General features: G+C 40.2%; 13 protein-coding genes. 7 read left to right on the top strand and 6 right to left on the bottom strand.

The window, feature by feature from the left end:
• The coding region (locus J663_RS12945) for a calcium-binding protein (protein ID WP_033850152.1) at positions 1 to 918 on the top strand (918 nt) is incomplete at its 5' end.
• A gap of 47 nt (positions 919 to 965) precedes the next feature.
• On the opposite strand, the gene J663_RS12940 is transcribed toward J663_RS12945, so the two are convergent.
• Positions 966 to 1,883, bottom strand: a complete 918-nt coding sequence (locus tag J663_RS12940) for a LysR family transcriptional regulator (RefSeq protein WP_033850151.1) — start codon at positions 1,881 to 1,883, stop codon at positions 966 to 968.
• 97 nt (positions 1,884 to 1,980) lie between these two features.
• Here J663_RS12940 and J663_RS12935 point away from each other — a divergent pair, with 97 nt between their 5' ends.
• The 3 genes from J663_RS12935 to J663_RS12925 all read left to right on the top strand — a co-directional run bounded on the left by J663_RS12935 (position 1,981) and on the right by J663_RS12925 (position 6,538).
• Positions 1,981 to 3,363, top strand: coding sequence for an aspartate aminotransferase family protein (locus J663_RS12935; RefSeq protein WP_081404733.1), 1,383 nt, complete (start codon positions 1,981 to 1,983; stop codon positions 3,361 to 3,363).
• Between the two features lie 110 nt (positions 3,364 to 3,473).
• Positions 3,474 to 5,042, top strand: coding sequence for a CoA-acylating methylmalonate-semialdehyde dehydrogenase (locus J663_RS12930; protein ID WP_033850147.1), 1,569 nt, complete (start codon positions 3,474 to 3,476; stop codon positions 5,040 to 5,042).
• A 104-nt stretch (positions 5,043 to 5,146) separates the two neighbouring features.
• Entirely contained in the window at positions 5,147 to 6,538 is a 1,392-nt protein-coding gene (locus tag J663_RS12925; RefSeq protein WP_033850146.1) for an amino acid permease, read from the top strand.
• Between the two features lie 58 nt (positions 6,539 to 6,596).
• On the opposite strand, the gene J663_RS12920 is transcribed toward J663_RS12925, so the two are convergent.
• Entirely contained in the window at positions 6,597 to 7,682 is a 1,086-nt protein-coding gene (locus J663_RS12920) for an HlyD family secretion protein (RefSeq protein ID WP_033850144.1), read from the bottom strand.
• Entirely contained in the window at positions 7,679 to 9,256 is a 1,578-nt protein-coding gene (locus J663_RS12915) for an MFS transporter (RefSeq protein WP_033850142.1), read from the bottom strand. Before J663_RS12915 ends, J663_RS12920 begins: the two co-directional genes overlap by 4 nt.
• 166 nt (positions 9,257 to 9,422) lie before the next feature.
• On the opposite strand from J663_RS12915, the gene J663_RS12910 reads away from it, so the two are divergent.
• Positions 9,423 to 10,043, top strand: coding sequence for a TetR/AcrR family transcriptional regulator (locus J663_RS12910; RefSeq protein WP_033850140.1), 621 nt, complete (start codon positions 9,423 to 9,425; stop codon positions 10,041 to 10,043).
• A gap of 81 nt (positions 10,044 to 10,124) precedes the next feature.
• Here the strand turns inward: J663_RS12910 and J663_RS12905 are convergent, their stop codons facing one another.
• From J663_RS12905 to J663_RS12895, 3 genes are all read right to left on the bottom strand, one after another.
• On the bottom strand, positions 10,125 to 11,702 hold the full coding sequence (locus J663_RS12905) for an aldehyde dehydrogenase (NADP(+)) (protein ID WP_033850137.1): 1,578 nt from the start codon (positions 11,700 to 11,702) through the stop codon (positions 10,125 to 10,127).
• 15 nt (positions 11,703 to 11,717) lie between these two features.
• Positions 11,718 to 13,505, bottom strand: a complete 1,788-nt coding sequence (locus J663_RS12900) for an IlvD/Edd family dehydratase (protein WP_033850135.1) — start codon at positions 13,503 to 13,505, stop codon at positions 11,718 to 11,720.
• Between the two features lie 87 nt (positions 13,506 to 13,592).
• Complete coding sequence (locus J663_RS12895) at positions 13,593 to 14,768, bottom strand: fumarylacetoacetate hydrolase family protein (RefSeq protein ID WP_033850133.1); 1,176 nt, start codon at positions 14,766 to 14,768, stop codon at positions 13,593 to 13,595.
• A 111-nt stretch (positions 14,769 to 14,879) separates the two neighbouring features.
• Between J663_RS12895 and J663_RS19325 the strand changes: the two genes are divergently transcribed.
• Entirely contained in the window at positions 14,880 to 15,815 is a 936-nt protein-coding gene (locus J663_RS19325; protein WP_032006223.1) for a LysR family transcriptional regulator, read from the top strand.
• A 215-nt stretch (positions 15,816 to 16,030) separates the two neighbouring features.
• Entirely contained in the window at positions 16,031 to 17,002 is a 972-nt protein-coding gene (gene denD, locus J663_RS12885; protein ID WP_032006222.1) for a D-erythronate dehydrogenase, read from the top strand.
• The last annotated feature ends 29 nt before the right edge of the window (positions 17,003 to 17,031 follow it).

The raw sequence follows: 17,031 nt of genomic DNA, 5'->3' as shown, positions 1-17,031 counted from the left end.
CAAATTGAAGCTAATACTATTGGTAAATTATTAGGTACTGATGCAGCAGATAATCTTCAAGCAGATGCTGAGATTTCAACTATTTATGGTTTGGGAGGCAATGATACGATTCAAGGTGGTGTACAGAATGATTATCTGTATGGTGGTGATGGAGACGATACATTAATTTCTAATATAGGTTCGGATTATTTGTATGGTGGTGCAGGTAATGATACGTTGATTTATGGCGGTAATTCCAATGTGTATACGGCTTTACAAGGTCAAGCTGGGAATGATACTTATATTGTAGATAAAGCATTACTTACTTCATCAAGCTCTATTCATATTTTAGATAATGCAGCTGAAGAAAATACCCTTCAATTAAAATCAGTATCCTCTAGTGATATTTCACTTAAGCAGTCGGATTCACTCATCATAATATCTTTCAATGATTCAGCATCGACAATACGTTTTGGTAAGGATAATTTATCTTCTATTGTATTTGATGATGGAACTGTTTGGGATAAAGCTCAAATTGAACAACATATTGCCGAACCAGTATTTGGCACAACTGGTAACGATGTAATCGAGACAAACATACCAAATCAGACTTACTCTTATATTCTAGGAGATGGTGCAGATACTGTAGTTTTTAATATTCTCGATAATACAGATAATTTAGGTGGAAATGTTAAGACTGAGTGGACGGATTTTAATCTTGTAGAGAATGATAAAATTGATTTGTCTCAACTGCTTATAAATGACAATGGAGATCTTCAAGATTATATTTCTGTAAAAGATAGTCAGGTGGGGCTAATTATTTCAGTTGATAGAGATGGGTCTAGTCAATCTACGTATCATTCGCAAGAATTAATTTTGCTTACTGATCAGCATGATACCTTAGAGAACTTAATAGCTTCAAATGTGTTTATTCATTAAGTTGTTTAATAAGATATTAAAAAAGAGGCCATTAACTGGTCTCTTTTTTAACCCGCAACAATCCGCTTCTCAAGCATCTCCATAAAGGTTTTTAAAATAATATTGTGGTTTTTGCCTTTATGAGTAATTAAACAAATGGGTGTGCTGTAATGCATTTTTTCCTTTGAAACAGCTTGCATAAAACCATCTTCAACCCATTTTTTTGCATAGTGATCGGGTAAAAAACCCAAGAATTTTCCAGTTAAAATCAGAAATGCGATGCCTTCACGGTCACTTGCTGTCGCTTTACAGTCTAAAAGCTGATGCAACTTTGCCGCTTCTGGTGTGATGGCATAATTAGGAAGGATTGCTTGCCATGTTTTTAACTCATCTAAATTCATGTTGCTGCACTGGCTAAACAAGGGATGATTTTTGCCGCAATATAAAAATGAACTCTCGCTATATAAATCGAAATAGTCTAGACCAGACAATGGCGTCACAAGGGGGATAACGCCTGCGTGCAAACGGTTATCGAGCACACGGCATTCAATATCTGAAAGGGTGCTCATACTAATGTTAATAATAACTTCGGCATGTTCCTCTGCAAGTTGGGTCAACGTATTGGTGATATAGCCTCTAGGCATAGTCACAAGATTGTTAATAATACCGATATTAAACTCACCCTTAAGACGATTATGCATTTGGTTAACTTTGGAGCGGAAGTCTTCAATCGCTGCCGTAAGTACTTCGATATATTCTAAAATTTCTCGTCCTTCATCGGTCAGGGCAAATCCGGCACGGCCTCGCTGACATAGCCGAATGCCTAAACGATTTTCTAAATCACTCATATGCAAACTGATTGCAGAACGGCTAATGCCAAGAATGCTTTCTGCAGATGTAAAACTATGACAGTCGCAAACCGTTTTAAATATTTTAAGTAATTTAATATCAAAATCAGTGACTTGATTTAATTTTTTGGGTTTCATTTAGTTTTGTTTTTTTAAATCTAAACTCAAGATAATTTGAATTTATCAAACTTATCACGCTATGTACACTCAAACCATAATTTGAAAATAAACAGGAATGGTTATGTTTGATACGGATAAATTCAGTGACTCAGAGCATACTTTGGATGCGGTTCAAACTAATAATAATATGCACATAAATTATCAGGCACATTGGATGCCTTTCTCTGCAAATCGGAACTTTGCTAAAGATCCGCGCATGATTGTGGGGGCAAAAGGATCATACCTAATTGATGATTCGGGCCGTGAAATTTACGACTCACTCTCAGGCCTATGGACTTGTGGTGCTGGTCATACCTTGCCTGAAATTCAACAAGCGGTGAGTAATCAATTAGGTCAGCTTGACTACTCACCAGCTTTTCAGTTTGGTCATCCGTTGTCTTTTAAGTTGGCAGATAAAATTGTTCAGCATATGCCTGAAAAACTACAACACGTTTTCTTTACCAACTCGGGTTCAGAGTCGGCAGATACCGCTATTAAAATGGCACGAGCTTATTGGCGCATTAAAGGTAAACCAAGCAAGACTAAATTGATTGGTCGTGCCCGTGGCTATCATGGTGTAAACGTTGCGGGAACAAGCTTAGGCGGCATTGGTGGCAACCGTAAAATGTTTGGTCAGCTTATGGATGTAGACCATTTACCTCATACCTTGCAGCCGAATTTAACTTTTACCAAAGGCTGTGCAGAAACAGGCGGGGTAGAACTTGCCAATGAAATGCTTAAGTTAATTGAGCTACATGATGCTTCAAATATTGCCGCTGTCATTGTGGAGCCTATTTCTGGTTCGGCGGGTTGTATTGTGCCACCAACGGGTTATTTACAACGTTTAAGAGAGATCTGTGATCAGCATGACATCTTGTTAATTTTTGATGAGGTAATTACAGGTTATGGCCGTTTAGGAACTTGGACTGCTGCAGAATATTTTGGGGTCACGCCAGATATTTTGAACTTTGCGAAACAAGTGACCAATGGTGCTATTCCGTTAGGTGGTGTGGTTGCAAGCCATGAAATTTACTCTGCCTTTATGCAGCAAGAGTTACCTGAACATGCCATTGAATTTACTCATGGCTATACCTATTCGGCACATCCGGTTGCTTGTGCGGCTGCTTTAGCTGCGCTTGAAGTTTTAGAGAAGAAAAACTTATTAGCTCAATCTGCGGCACTAGCACCAACTTTTGAAAAAATGCTGCATGGTTTAAAAGGTGCGCCGCACATTTTAGATATTCGCAACTGTGGCTTGATTGGTGCGTTGCAGTTAGCTCCGCGTGATGGCGATGCCACCATCCGAGGTTTTGAGCTTGGTATGAAACTTTGGAAAGAAGGGTTCTATGTTCGCTTTGGAGGCGACACGCTTCAGTTCGGCCCAATGTTTAACAGTACAGAAGCAGATATTGACCGCTTAATGAATGCCGTGGGCGATGCGCTTTATCAAGTGAATTAAAGTTTATTAGGTATTTTACCGGGATCTGTAATGCCAACAGACCCAACTTCAAAATCTAAATGAAAAATACAGTTTGATCTGAAAACTAATTGTAGTAAGGAGTAACAACAATGACAAATGGCCTAGAAGATTTTAGCTATGAAGAAGTTTCAACTGAAAATAGTACGCATAGTGAACAAGCCAAAAAAGTGCTAGGGCATTTCATTCAAGGAAGAATTGTATCTAAAACGGCAAGAAAACAGCCAGTTTACAATCCTGCGACGGGTGAAATTAGTAAAGAAGTCGAAATTGCAGATGCTCAAACCGTAAATGAGGCAGTTCAGGTAGCCGAGCAAGCATTTCCTGCATGGCGCGATACACCAGTCATTAAACGTGCACGTGTCATGTTTAAGTTCAAACAACTATTAGAACAAAATGCTGAAAAGATTTGCGCTTTGATTGGACAAGAGCACGGTAAAATTTCTCATGATGCTCAAGGCGAACTGCAACGTGGTATTGAAAACGTTGAATATGCTTGCGGTGCACCAGAGCTTTTAAAAGGGGAATATTCAAAAAATGTCGGTCCAGATATCGACTCATGGAGCGAGTTCCAACCGTTAGGTGTTGTGGCTGGCATTACACCGTTTAACTTCCCAGCCATGGTAGCTTTATGGATGTTCCCAATGGCACTGGTTTGCGGTAACTGCTTTATTTTAAAACCTTCTGAAAAAGCACCTTCTGTGGTTTTATACCTTGCAGAATTATTAAAGCAGGCGGGTTTACCTGACGGCGTGTTTAACGTGGTGAATGGTGATAAAGAGGCGGTAGATACTTTATTGCATCATCCTCGTATTCAGGCGGTTAGCTTTGTGGGTTCAACACCAATTGCTGAATATATTTACCGTACTGCAACATCTACGGGCAAACGTTGCCAAGCATTAGGTGGGGCAAAAAACCACGCGATTATTATGCCTGATGCCGATATTGATAACGTAGTAGCTTCATTGTTGGGCGCAGCTTTTGGTTCTTCAGGTGAACGTTGTATGGCATTGTCAGTAGCAGTTGCCATTGGTGATGAAGTTGCCGATGTAGTCATTGATAAGCTGACTCAAGAAATGAAAAAATTGAAGTTCGGCAACTATGCAGATGCAAGCAACGACTTTGGGCCACTTATTACCCAAGCACATAAAGACAAGGTACAAGCCTATATTCAAAGCGCAGAACAGCAAGGCGCAAAAATTGTGGTTGATGGTCGTGATGCAAAACCGACAGGTTACGAAAAAGGTTTCTTTGTCGGACCAACTTTAATTGATCAAGTCACACCAAACATGACCAGCTACCAGCAAGAAATTTTTGGTCCTGTGTTGCAAGTTATGCGTGTGAATACTATGCAAGAAGCCATGCAACTCATTAATGAACACGAATATGGTAATGGTACTTGTATCTATACCCGTGATGGGGAAGCAGCACGCTATTTTAGTAGCCATATTCAAGTCGGTATGGTCGGTATTAATGTGCCTTTACCGGTACCTGTTGCTTATCATAGTTTTGGTGGTTGGAAGCGTTCATTATTCGGTGATTTACATGCTTATGGTCCAGATGGTGTCCGTTTTTACACACGCCGTAAAACCATTACGCAACGTTGGCCATCTGCTCAGGTCCGTGAAGCAAAACAATTTTCAATGCCAACTTTAAATTAATTATTGCAACAAGGGGAAAACAATAAGTTTTCCCTTTTTCATTATCGTAGGATTTTAAACATGTAATAGATTGTTTTTATAAATATATTTTTAAGGATTGAAATATGAATAATGATACAACAAAAAAATTAGGCGAAGGACTTTCAAATCGCCATATCACAATGATTAGTATTGGCGGTGTTATTGGTGCAGGTTTATTTGTCGGTTCATCCTCTGCAATTGCCAAGGCGGGCCCAGCAGTAATTCTTGCATACCTCATTACCAGCATTATGGTATTTCTGGTGATGCGAATGTTAGGTGAAATGGCCGTTTTAGAGCCGGACACTGGTTCATTTTCTACATATGCCCGTAAAGCGATTGGTCCTTGGGCAGGCTTTACCATTGGTTGGTTATATTGGTGGTTTTGGGTGCTTGCGATTCCGGTTGAAGCCATTGCAGGCGCTGAAATTTTACATTCGTGGTTTCCGAACGTTTCAGTTTCTATCTATGCGTTCTGTTTTATTGTGTTCTTAAGCTTGGCCAACTTTTTTAGTACTAAAAGTTTTGGTGAGTTTGAGTTCTGGTTTTCTCTAGTCAAAGTAGTGGCCATTATTGGTTTCATTATTATTGGTATTTTGGCAATTTCAGGTATTTGGCCTTTAGCTAAAAATATTAGTGGAGTTGCCAATTTATATAACAACGCTGGGTTTATGCCGCACGGTATGGGCGGAATTTTATCTGCTATTTTAATTACGGCATTTTCATTCTTTGGCGTAGAAATTGTCTCGATTGCCGCAGCCGAGTCATCTAACCCTAAACAGAAAATTAGACGTGCCACCAATTTGGTGCTGTACCGTATTATTCTTTTCTTTGTGGTCTCAATGTTTATTGCTGTTTCACTTGTCGATTGGCGTTCACCGGACTTACAAAAGTACGGGACATTCCAATACGTTTTAATGAGCTTAAACGTACCGGGCACTAAACTCATCATTGATACGGTCGTGTTTATTGCCGTAGCGAGCTGTATGAATGCGGCAATTTATCCTTTTTCTCGTTTGTTATTTCGTTGGGGCACTCGTAGTGAAGCCCCAAAAGCCGTAACTAAAATCAATTATGCGGGTGTACCTGCAATAGCTGTGTTTTCTTCAACTTTTATTGGTTTAGTATGTTGTGTTATTAACTATGTATTCCCTGGAAAAGTATTTGGCTTATTGCTTTCAAGCACAGGGTCAATTGCTTTACTAGTGTACTTGGTTATTGCTTTCTCCCAATTGCGTTTAAGACATAAACTAGAAACAGCTGGAGCGGAAATTCCATTTAAAATGTGGTTATTCCCATGGCTTACTTGGTTTGTGATTATTATTATTTTAAGTGTGTTGGCTTATATGTTCTTATCGCCAGCATATAGTTATGAAACCACTTTATCTTTAGGTGTAACTTCGCTTGTGGTGGTTTGTGGATTGTTCGTCACGCGAAAGCGTAAAGCAACCAGATCGGTTGCCATGAATTTAGATTAATTAAAAAAGAGACCGTAAAAGGTCTCTTTTTTCTCTCATATTCCAAGGTTTAGACTAATTATTTAGTCGTATCAATAGAGACTAAAACCGATAAACCAGGACGTAATAATTTAACATCTTTTTGATTTTCAACGAGCTTGATCCGTAAAGGAAGACGCTGAACAATCTTGGTAAAGTTACCTGTTGCATTGGTCGCCGAGATCGGAGAGAAAAATGCGCCAGTAGATGGAGAGAAGCTGTCTACCACACCTTTTAGCTCAACGTTATAAGCATCTACATAGACATTAACTGGTTGTCCGATCTTGATCTTTTTTAACTCAATTTCACGGAAGTTAGCTTCTACATAAACCTGATCTAAAGGAACAACCACCATGAGTGGATTACCAGCGCTCACAAAGTTACCTACGTTAGCTGACTTTTGACCAATCATACCATCAATAGGTGCACGTACTTCTGTATAGCTCAAATTCAGTTTTGCTTTATCAAGTGCCGCTTGTGCTTGTTTAAGGGCAGCTTGTTTGGCTTGTACCTGAATCTTGTATTGGTTGAGCTGATACTGTGCATCAATCACTTTTTCTTTACTGCTGTCTAAGTCAGCATATTGTTCAGTCAATGTAGTCTTAGACTGCTGGGTAATTAATCTAGACTCGGCCCCAAGTGCTTGTAGTTGCTCATAACGCGCCGTATTGTCTTTTGTGAGCTTAATTCCAGCTTCTACTTTTCTCAGCTGTGCTTCAGTTTCTCGAATAACAGTGGGTTGTCTATCCACTGCGAGCATTGCTTCACTCAGGTCAGCTTGCGCTTTGGCATAATTAGATTCAGCTTCAGCCAAAGCAGCTTGATAATCACGTGCATCAATCCGCGCTAAAAGTTGGCCTTTTTTTACGGTCTGGTGATCTTTAATATAGATTTCCTCAATATTGCCAGATACCTTAGGGGCAATCGTTGAGTACTCTACATCTACACGTGCATCGTCTGTTTCAACAACCGAAGAGGGTAAAAATATAAGTTTTAAAACCCACAAAATAGATGCTAAGACAATAATAAACGCAATAGCCATAACCCAATGCTTTTTGAGAAATTGCACCTTGGTTAACTTGGGTGGTTCGGTACGGGTGGTGTCTTGGGCTTCGAGAGTACTCATAAAGATTTTCCTGAGTTATGACTATTCATTAACTTAATGAGAGCAATACGTGGCGGATAAGTTCGAACTGGCAAAATCAACATCACAATAAACAAAATAGCGGTAAGGCCAGCTAAGATGAGATATTGATCGCTAATAACTAAAACAGATTGTTGTGCTTGAATCGCAGAATTTAGGGCAGACAAACCACCTGAAACACGATCTACACCATTTGCGTTCAGAACAGGGGGAGTAAGTGGATTAATGACAGGGCCTTGAATATTTTGGAAAACATGTTGGGCGGTATTTTCAATCAGCCGTGTTGAATGGTATTCACCGCGCACTCGATTGATCCAATCCAAAATACAAACACCCAGTACACCGCTAATAGCACGCGGGGTATTAATCATAGGGGATGCATAAATTGCCATAGTTGGGTGAACACTGTTTGTTCCCATCATTAAGAGCGAGAGCACGACACAGGTTTGCCCCAGACATGAGATTGCATGCCAAAAATAAAATTGGTCTTGATTCCATGTGGTATCAAGTTGACTTGCACCTATGCAACCCGCAATGACCAGAAGTAAACCAAACCCGTGTACGTATCGGCTATCCACCCAAGCTTGATTTAAAAGCTTCACAACAATAGGAATATAGATAAATTGCAATGCCGCAATTTGTAAGCCAATCCACATGGTCTGAGTGGGTTTATAGCCATGAACAGCACTTAAGTAATTGAGTGGTAATGTGCTTGTAGACATACCAATAATGACAAAGCAAAAGAGTGCGAAAACAGCATAAGCAAAATTTCGGATTTCTAGCATTTGCGGTTTAATTAATGGGCTTGGATGGCGCCATTCATGTATGAAAAACCAAGGTAAAGTAATCGCACTGATTAAGGCCAATATACAAATTAATTGGGAATGGAACCAATCTAAATGATTGCCATGCAACAACATGGTGCTCAGGCTCGCTAAGCTAATAATCGCTAAAATGGCGCCCATCCAATCGTAAGTTTTTATTCTTGAATAATTAAGAGGATCTTGGGGAATACCAAAATACACCAGTGCAGCACTTAGCGCACAAAAAGGAATGGTTTGGAAAAATATCATTTTCCAGCCAATTACATCTAAATAAAAAGCTGAGAGTGCAGCACTTAAGTTGGGAAAGAACGTCGCAGTTAATGCATAGCAGGCTAAGCCCCATAGTCGAATATCAGGTCCTAAAAATCTAAGCGCACAGGCCATGAGCAAAGGAATGGTTAAACCATTGGCGAGCCCTTGTAAGCCACGTAATAGATAAAAGATTTCGATATTTGGGCTAAAAGGGATTAAAACACTAGAAACAAGGCAAAGTCCTATGGCAAAAAGAAGAACTCTGCGCATTGAAAAAATAACTGCCCAACTCGTAGACAGGATCATTCCAATAATCATTGCACTTGCGTAAATACTGTTAACCCAATAACCCGAGTCGACACTAATGCCCATTGCACCTCTAATGTCGACTAAAGTAATGCTGGTAATTCGGTTATTAAATTCAACAGTCATTGCAGCAAATATTGCACCTGCTAAACCGATGAGTGGCTTTGTATTCATCTTTTACCTTAAATCTTAAACATCAATTCATTGCACGGAGTAGATATTTACTGTACTGTACCGATCGGTACTCTACTCTTTAATTAAATTTCCGTCAATTCTCGATTTTGAACTTTTCGATGAGTTACACTTAGAACGAAATCGCTAAAATTTTTATAAGGTCAATATGTCTGGTTTAACGAAAGCTCATGAAAAAGATCAAAAAATTCTGGATGCAGCAACAAAGTTTTTTTTGGTCCACGGCTTTAGTGGAACAACGACCGACATGATTCAAAAGGAAGCGGGGGTTTCAAAAGCAACCATGTATGGTTGCTATAAGAATAAAGAAGCGATGTTTGCAGCGGTGATTGAACGTCAATGTACCAACATGCAAAAACAAATTATTTTAGTTGAGACAAAAGCCGATAATTTACGCTCAGCACTAACTGAAATTGGGAAGACCTATCTGTGTTTTATATTATCGCATTCAGGCTTGGCTTTTTTTAGGGTTTGTATTGCAGAAGCGGTAAGGTTCCCAGAGTTATCTGAAAAATTCTTTGAGTTGGGTCCACAGCGTCTAGCAAATATCATTGCAGGATATCTAGAAAAATCCGTTAAACAGGGCGAAATTGAATTAAGTTCTTCTTCAGAAGTTGCTGCGAATATATTTTTATCGTTATTAAGAAGTGATGCTCATCTAAAATGTTTGACGCATCCTGATTATTTAATATCAGAGAATGAAATTAGTACTTGGGTTGAATACGCGGTTGATTTGTTTTTAAAAAATATCAATTACAAACCAAATTAATTTAGGAAATTTTATTCTATCTATAAGCTCTGGATGTAGAAATAAAAAAGAGACCCGTTTGTGGCCTCTTTTTTAAATTGATTAGATCGCTTCTCTGGTCATCTCACCATTCACCAATCTTAAAATCTGCAATGGATTGCTGTCTTTTAAAGCCTCTGGCAATAAGCTTTGCGGATAGTTCTGGTAACACACAGGTCTTAAGTAACGGTCAATTGCCAAGGTTCCAACTGAAGTACCTCGGGCATCTGAAGTTGCTGGGTATGGTCCACCATGAACCATGGCATCACACACTTCAACTCCTGTTGGGTAGCCGTTTATGAGTAATCGACCGGCTTTTTCCTCTAGCACAGGAACCACATCTGCAAACTCGGTTAAGTCTGCCTCATCGGCAATTAAAGTCGCAGTCAGTTGCCCATTCATGCTTTGTAAGGCCTGAATGAGTTGGGCTTTATCTTCAACTTCAATGATGACTGTGGTTGGCCCAAAGATTTCTTCTTGCAGAAGTTGGTCCCCTGCCAGTAACAACTCAACATCTGCTTTAAACAGTTGTGGCTGTGCCTGATTGCCTTGCTGGGTTTGACCCGCCAAGTGTTCAATGCCTTGATGCTCGGTTAAGTGCTCAAGACCTGCGGTATAACTTTTTAATGTTCCGGCATTCAGCATAGTCTGTGCAGGTTTGCCACCCATAATTTCGGTTAGGTTGTTAATGAGCTGAGTAAATTCGGCTGATTTAAAACCTAAAATTAAACCCGGATTGGTACAGAACTGACCACAGCCTAAAACAACCGAATCTGCTAAGTCTTGTGCAATTTTTTCACCACGGTTTTTTAATGCTTCTGGCAACAACAACATCGGGTTAATGCTGCTCATTTCAGCAAAGACTGGAATCGGTTGTGGGCGGGCTGCGGCCATGTCACATAAAGCGCGACCACCACGAAGTGAACCTGTAAAACCTACAGCCTGTATTAAAGGGTGCTTCACTAAAGGTTCACCCACGCCATTACCATAGATCATGTTAAATACGCCTTTAGGCATATTTAATTTTTCTACTGCACGTTCGATTGCCTGCGCTACAAAATCTGCTGTCGCCATATGTCCACTATGCGCTTTGACTACCACCGAACAACCAGCCGCTAGTGCCGAAGCAGTGTCACCACCCGCAGTTGAGAATGCTAAAGGAAAGTTACTTGCCCCAAAGACTGCCACAGGACCAACACCGATTTTAATCTGTCGCAAGTCTGGGCGCGGTAAAGGCTGACGCTCAGGTAAAGCTGTATCAATACGCGCCCCTAAGAAGTCACCACGACGCAACACTTTAGCAAACAGACGCATTTGCCCACTGGTACGACCACGTTCGCCTTGTAAACGTGCAAGTGGCAAAGCGGTTTCTTGCGAAATAGTCTCTAGAAAATCTGTACTTAAAGCATCGAGTTCATCGGCAATATTTTCTAAAAAGGTAGCACGCTGTTCAGGTGATGTATGACGGTAAGTCTTAAAAGCTTGGCTGGCTGCTTCACAGGCCTGATTGACTTCTTGTTCGGTTGCATGGTGAAATTCATAAGGCAAAGTTTCACCAGTCGTTGCATTTAAACTTTTTAGTAAAGTGGAACTTTGTGCACTACGTGAACCGCCAATAAAGTTGTGTCCGATAATGGTCATAATAGAATCCTGAAATTAATGAGAATGCCGTGGCAGGTTATTTTGATTGATCACACGCATATATAACGTTGCAGGCTCTAAACAACCGCCAGTAGATAATTGACCTACCATGTTGCGATACATTTCTTGCCAAGGCGTTTGAGATGTAGAGACAGTGGGTTTCCATTCCTGACGGCGTTTTTCTAACTCTTCGTCTGAAATGAGGACATTTACGGAGCGTTTATTTAGATCGATGCGCAAACGATCATTGGTTTTTAATAAAGCAATGCCGCCCCCTACCGCAGCTTCAGGTGACATATTTAGGATAGAAGGGCTAGCAGATGTTCCACTTTGACGGCCGTCGCCTAGGCAAGGCAGAGAGTCAATTCCTTTTTTAATTAATTCTGCGGGTGGGGCCATATTTACAACTTCCGCACTACCCGGATAGCCAACTGTTCCAGCGCCTCGAATGACCAAAATACAATGCTCATCAATGTTTAAAGCAGGGTCATTAATTCGGGTATGGTAGTCTTCGGGACCTTCAAAAACGATTGCACGTGCTTCAAAGCTATTTTCACTACTTGGGTCAGATAAATAGGTTTTCTTAAATGCTTCACCCACTACAGACATTTTCATAATGGCGCTGTCAAAGAAGTTGCCACTGAGCACAATAAAACCAGCGCCATGTTTCAAAGGTTGTTCATAAGGAAAAATGACATCGGCATTTGAGGTTTTTGCATTTTTAGCAATTTCACCTATTGTTTTACCGCTGACTGATGCACAGTCTTCGTGTAATACACCCGCTTTTTGTAATTCATGCAAAACAGCAGGAACACCACCGGCACGGTGGAAACCTTCACCCAAATATTTGCCCGCTGGCATGCAGTTCACAATGAGCGGGATGCTTTCTCCAACACGTTGCCAGTCTTCTAAACTCAGCTCAATCCCCATATGACGAGCAATTGCAATTAAATGAGGAGGGCAGTTACTTGATGCGCCTAATGCTGAGGCTACCGCAATGGCATTTTCAAATGATTGTTTGTTCATGATTTTAGAAGGGCGTAAATCTTCTAGAACCATTTCACAAATTCTTTTGCCTGTCATATAGGCCATTTGCCCACGTTCACGATACGGCGCCGGAATACTTGCACATGTCGGTAAAGACATACCCAACGCTTCTGCCAAAGCATTCATAGAAAGTGCAGTGCCCATGGTGTTGCAATGCCCGACCGAAGGCGATGCTGAAGTGGTCATTTCCATGAAGCCTTCATAGTCGATTTCACCTGTGGCAAGTAAATTTCTTGCATGCCAAAGTACCGTGCCTGAGCCAATTAACTCACCTTTAAAATGACCATCTAACATTGGCCCACCAGATAACACGATTGCCGGTATATCTGTTGTTGCGGCTGCCATTAAACATGCAGGTGTCGTTTTATCGCAGCCCGTTGTTAGTACCACACCATCAAGTGGATAGCCATGTAAGATTTCAACTAGACCTAAGTAAGCTAAATTTCTATCGAGTGCAGCAGTAGGGCGTCGAGACTGTTCAGCAATTGGGTGAACGGGAAATTCCATAGGAATACCGCCCGCATCTCGAATGCCTGCTTTCACACGTTCAGCAAGCTCTTTGTGATGACGATTACATGGAGTTAAATCACTACCTGTTTGTGCGATACCAATAATAGGGCGGCCTGATTGTAGCTCGGCACGGGTCAGGCCATAATTCATGTAACGCTCGACATAGAGTGCTGTCATGTCGGCATGTTCAGGATCATCAAACCATTCTTGGCTACGTAAAAAAATCCGTTTATCTTGATCATTCATTTTTAGATCCTTCTACTGATCTCGCTCAGCAATTTAATTTTTTAAGTGATGAATATTACGATTGAACCAGTCGATAATACTTGAAAATTATAGTAATTCGCGTTGTTTTAAATTGTGCATCAAAGCATTTATGCCAAAATTCCACGGCATCGCTTTATCACTGGTCATGACCGTGTTGTATAGAGTGCCGAGCTTTGGTGAATGGATACGAACTATATCTCCCACTTTATGGGTAAAGCCTGCACCAGCTTGTTCACGGTCTTGAGTAGGCGCAAATAAAGTACCCAAAAACAAAACAAAACCGTCTGGATATTGGTGATTTTCATTCAGCGTTTGTTGAATTAAATCTTCGGGATCACGGCTAATTTGAGACATAGAGCTAATCCCATTGAGCACAAAGTTATCTGTACCTTGAATTTGCAGTTCAACATCACAAGCGCGAATATCATTTAAAGTAAAAGTATGATCAAAAAGGCGAATAAACGGGCCGATTGCACAAGATGCATTATTATCTTTTGCTTTGCTTAACAAGAGGGCACTACGACCTTCAAAGTCCCTTAAATTCACATCGTTACCTAAAGTCGCACCTAAAATCTTACCTTGGCTATTGGCAACTAATACGACTTCTGGTTCTGGATTATTCCACTCAGACTTTGGGTGAATACCAATATTTTGACCCGTTCCTACGGCTGCTAAGACAGGTGCTTTAGTAAAAATTTCAGCGTCGGTACCAATACCCACCTCAAGATATTGAGACCACATTTTTTGTTCAATTAAATATTCTTTGAGTTGCAGCGCTTTTTCAGAACCGGGTTCAATTGTTTTTAAATTATCGCCGATTACCCCTTGTACCACTTCACGGATTGATTGAGCTTTTTGTGCATCGCCGCCCGCTTGTTCTTCAATCACGCGCTCTAACATACTTGCTGCAAAGGTAACACCAGCTGCTTTAATCACTTGCAGGTCAATAGGGGCTAAAAAATATGCCTTGTTTGTATCTGGCTCGGCGACTGTATTGGCAAACAACTCATCAATTGAGCCAACTAATTTTCCTTCAATTTCAGCTAAAGCTTTTAAAGGATCTGAACTCTCAAGTAACTGGGAAATAGTGTGGAACTTTTCAGAAATATCAAAAACCTGATCGCCTTTTAAAAGAATCGGAGATGGACCGGAAATTTGATTTGGAATCCACGCGCGACCAATTAGACATCCTTGGGTAGCGTCGTCTGGTAATGAGTTCTGGGAATTTAACGTAAAGTTCATTTAAAGCATCCTTCTTTTATTTGAAATCATGATATGTTTCTTATTTAATAAACACCAATCGTAATAATTTAATTATTAATAACGAAAAGTTATCGAAAGGGATTTTTGAAAATGGCTGATTTGACTTACACAAGCTTAAATAATTGGTTGAAATTTAAACATTTAGTGCTATTAGAAACTTTGGCTAGAACCAATAACATGCATTTGGCCGCCGAGCAGATGAACCTAAGTCAGCCTGCGGTGAGTAAAATGCTAAAGGAAATAGAAGGATTACTGGGCTTTCCTGTTTTTGAACGGTTACCCCGAAATATGCCAGTAACAGCCTTGGGTGAACATGTAATTCGATATGCGCAGCGTGTGTTAAATGATGCAAAGCATTTTGTCGAAGACATTGAAATTTTACGATTAGGTGGTCACGGTTTTTTAAAAGTTGGTGGTATCTTTGCCGCAACCGCAGTGGTGATTCCAAACTCAATTATTGAGATTAAAAAACAATGGCCCTTACTTTCTATCGATGTTGTTGAGCAAACCAGTGACCATTTAATGGAAATGCTAAGTGAGCATACTTTAGATTTAGCCATAGGTCGTTTTACCGATGTGACGCAAAGCCAGTTTTTTGATTTCCAACCTTTAGGCCCAGAGCCGTTTTGTATTGTTGTTAATAATGCTCATCCATGTGCTAAGAAGAGGTTTTGTACATTAGAAGAATTATTAAATTGGCCGTGGGTACTCTATCCTAAAGGCACGCCAATTCGACAACGGATGGAAGGCGCATTTGCCCGAGCAAAAGTCAAAATCCCCTTAAATACGGTAAATACCATGTCGATGCAGACCTTTTTGCAGATACTAAAAGGTGCGCCTATGGTAGGAATGTTGCCCGAAGCTATGGTGATCGATCAGGTAAAAGAAGGGCAACTACAGATTTTAGAAACAGATCTAATTTTAGATGCACAGGATTATGGAATTTTGACGCGTAAAGATGAACCAGTGTCTGATATTGCATCAGCATTTATTAATATCTTACTTAAAAATGCAAAACGTAAATAAACAATTCAGCCTCAAACTATGACTACGTCTGAGGCTTTAAAATAAAAAGAAAAAACCTGTTTTGTTTTATAAATTTATAAATATAAAACTGATATTAAAAAGTTATCAATATTTAGAAATTATTCATTGGAAATTATTGAAAGGAGTCCTTATCGTTTAATTCACGACAATTACAAAAGTTTTTAAGTGAATAAAAACTAGGAAAGGACCTCTGTATGAATGTACTAATCACCGGTGGAACTGGTTTTATTGGAAAACAAATTGCTAAAGAGATCTTAAAGGCTGGCAGTTTGACTTTAGATGACAATAAACCGCAGTCCATCGATAAAATTATTCTGTTTGATGCATTTGCTGGCGATGATGTGCCACAAGATCCAAGAGTTGAAGTGATTGTCGGTGATATTACCGATAAAACTACAGTTGCTCATATTACAGAAAATATTGATGTCGTTTGGCACTTGGCTGCTGTGGTGAGCTCAGCAGCGGAGGCTGATTTTGATTTAGGTATGGATGTTAATCTGTATGGGCTCTTAAATTTATTAGAAGAATTAAGAAAGAAACAAACCACGCCTCGAGTCATTTTTGCCAGCGGCTGTGCTGTATTTGGTGGCCAATTACCAGAGGTTGTGACAGATGAGACAGTTGTTACACCAAAGTCTTCTTACGGTATGCAAAAAGCAGTAGGAGAATTGCTGGTCTCGGATTACTCAAGAAAAGGTTTTATTGATGGCCGTATTTTAAGACTACCGACTATTGTGGTTCGTCCCGGTAAACCTAATAAAGCGGCATCGACATTTTTTAGTTCAATCATTCGCGAACCGTTAAAAGGTGAAACGGCCGTTTGCCCAGTCCAGTCAGATACTCCAGTTTTTATTACTTCACCGCGACGTTGTGTTGAATCAATGATTAAAGCTGCGTCAATTTCTTCAGATGTACTTCAAGATAACCGAATTATTCCTCTACCGGGATTAACAGTCACCGTTAACGAAATGCTTGAGGCTCTTGAAAAAGTTGCGGGCAAACAAGCAACTGAATTGGTGCAATGGCAAGAAGATAAAACCATTCAACGTATTGTCCAAAGTTGGCCTGTTCAGGTGAAAGCTGAATATGCCGAATCTTTAGGTTTCCAAGCAGACGAAAATTTTGAAAGCGTGATTCAGGCACATATAGAAGATACCCAAAATTAATGGCAGTGATCGCCAGTTGATGTGAGAGT

This window comes from Acinetobacter sp. 826659 (assembly GCF_000588515.1).
Taxonomy (GTDB): Bacteria; Pseudomonadota; Gammaproteobacteria; order Pseudomonadales; family Moraxellaceae; genus Acinetobacter; species Acinetobacter pittii.
This window is presented reverse-complemented; position numbering and strand designations above follow the sequence as displayed.

Bases quoted from the DNA above. Each gene is read 5' to 3' on its own strand.
- J663_RS12910 (WP_033850140.1), top strand. From the start codon at position 9,423: ATGTCTGGTTTAACGAAAGCTCATGAAAAAGATCAAAAAATTCTGGAT.
- J663_RS12905 (WP_033850137.1), bottom strand. From the start codon at position 11,702: ATGACCATTATCGGACACAACTTTATTGGCGGTTCACGTAGTGCACAA.
- J663_RS12915 (WP_033850142.1), bottom strand. From the start codon at position 9,256: ATGAATACAAAGCCACTCATCGGTTTAGCAGGTGCAATATTTGCTGCA.
- J663_RS12895 (WP_033850133.1), bottom strand. From the start codon at position 14,768: ATGAACTTTACGTTAAATTCCCAGAACTCATTACCAGACGACGCTACC.
- J663_RS12920 (WP_033850144.1), bottom strand. From the start codon at position 7,682: ATGAGTACTCTCGAAGCCCAAGACACCACCCGTACCGAACCACCCAAG.
- J663_RS12940 (WP_033850151.1), bottom strand. From the start codon at position 1,883: ATGAAACCCAAAAAATTAAATCAAGTCACTGATTTTGATATTAAATTA.
- J663_RS12925 (WP_033850146.1), top strand. From the start codon at position 5,147: ATGAATAATGATACAACAAAAAAATTAGGCGAAGGACTTTCAAATCGC.
- J663_RS12900 (WP_033850135.1), bottom strand. From the start codon at position 13,505: ATGAATGATCAAGATAAACGGATTTTTTTACGTAGCCAAGAATGGTTT.
- J663_RS12930 (WP_033850147.1), top strand. From the start codon at position 3,474: ATGACAAATGGCCTAGAAGATTTTAGCTATGAAGAAGTTTCAACTGAA.
- J663_RS12935 (WP_081404733.1), top strand. From the start codon at position 1,981: ATGGTTATGTTTGATACGGATAAATTCAGTGACTCAGAGCATACTTTG.
- denD (WP_032006222.1), top strand. From the start codon at position 16,031: ATGAATGTACTAATCACCGGTGGAACTGGTTTTATTGGAAAACAAATT.
- J663_RS19325 (WP_032006223.1), top strand. From the start codon at position 14,880: ATGGCTGATTTGACTTACACAAGCTTAAATAATTGGTTGAAATTTAAA.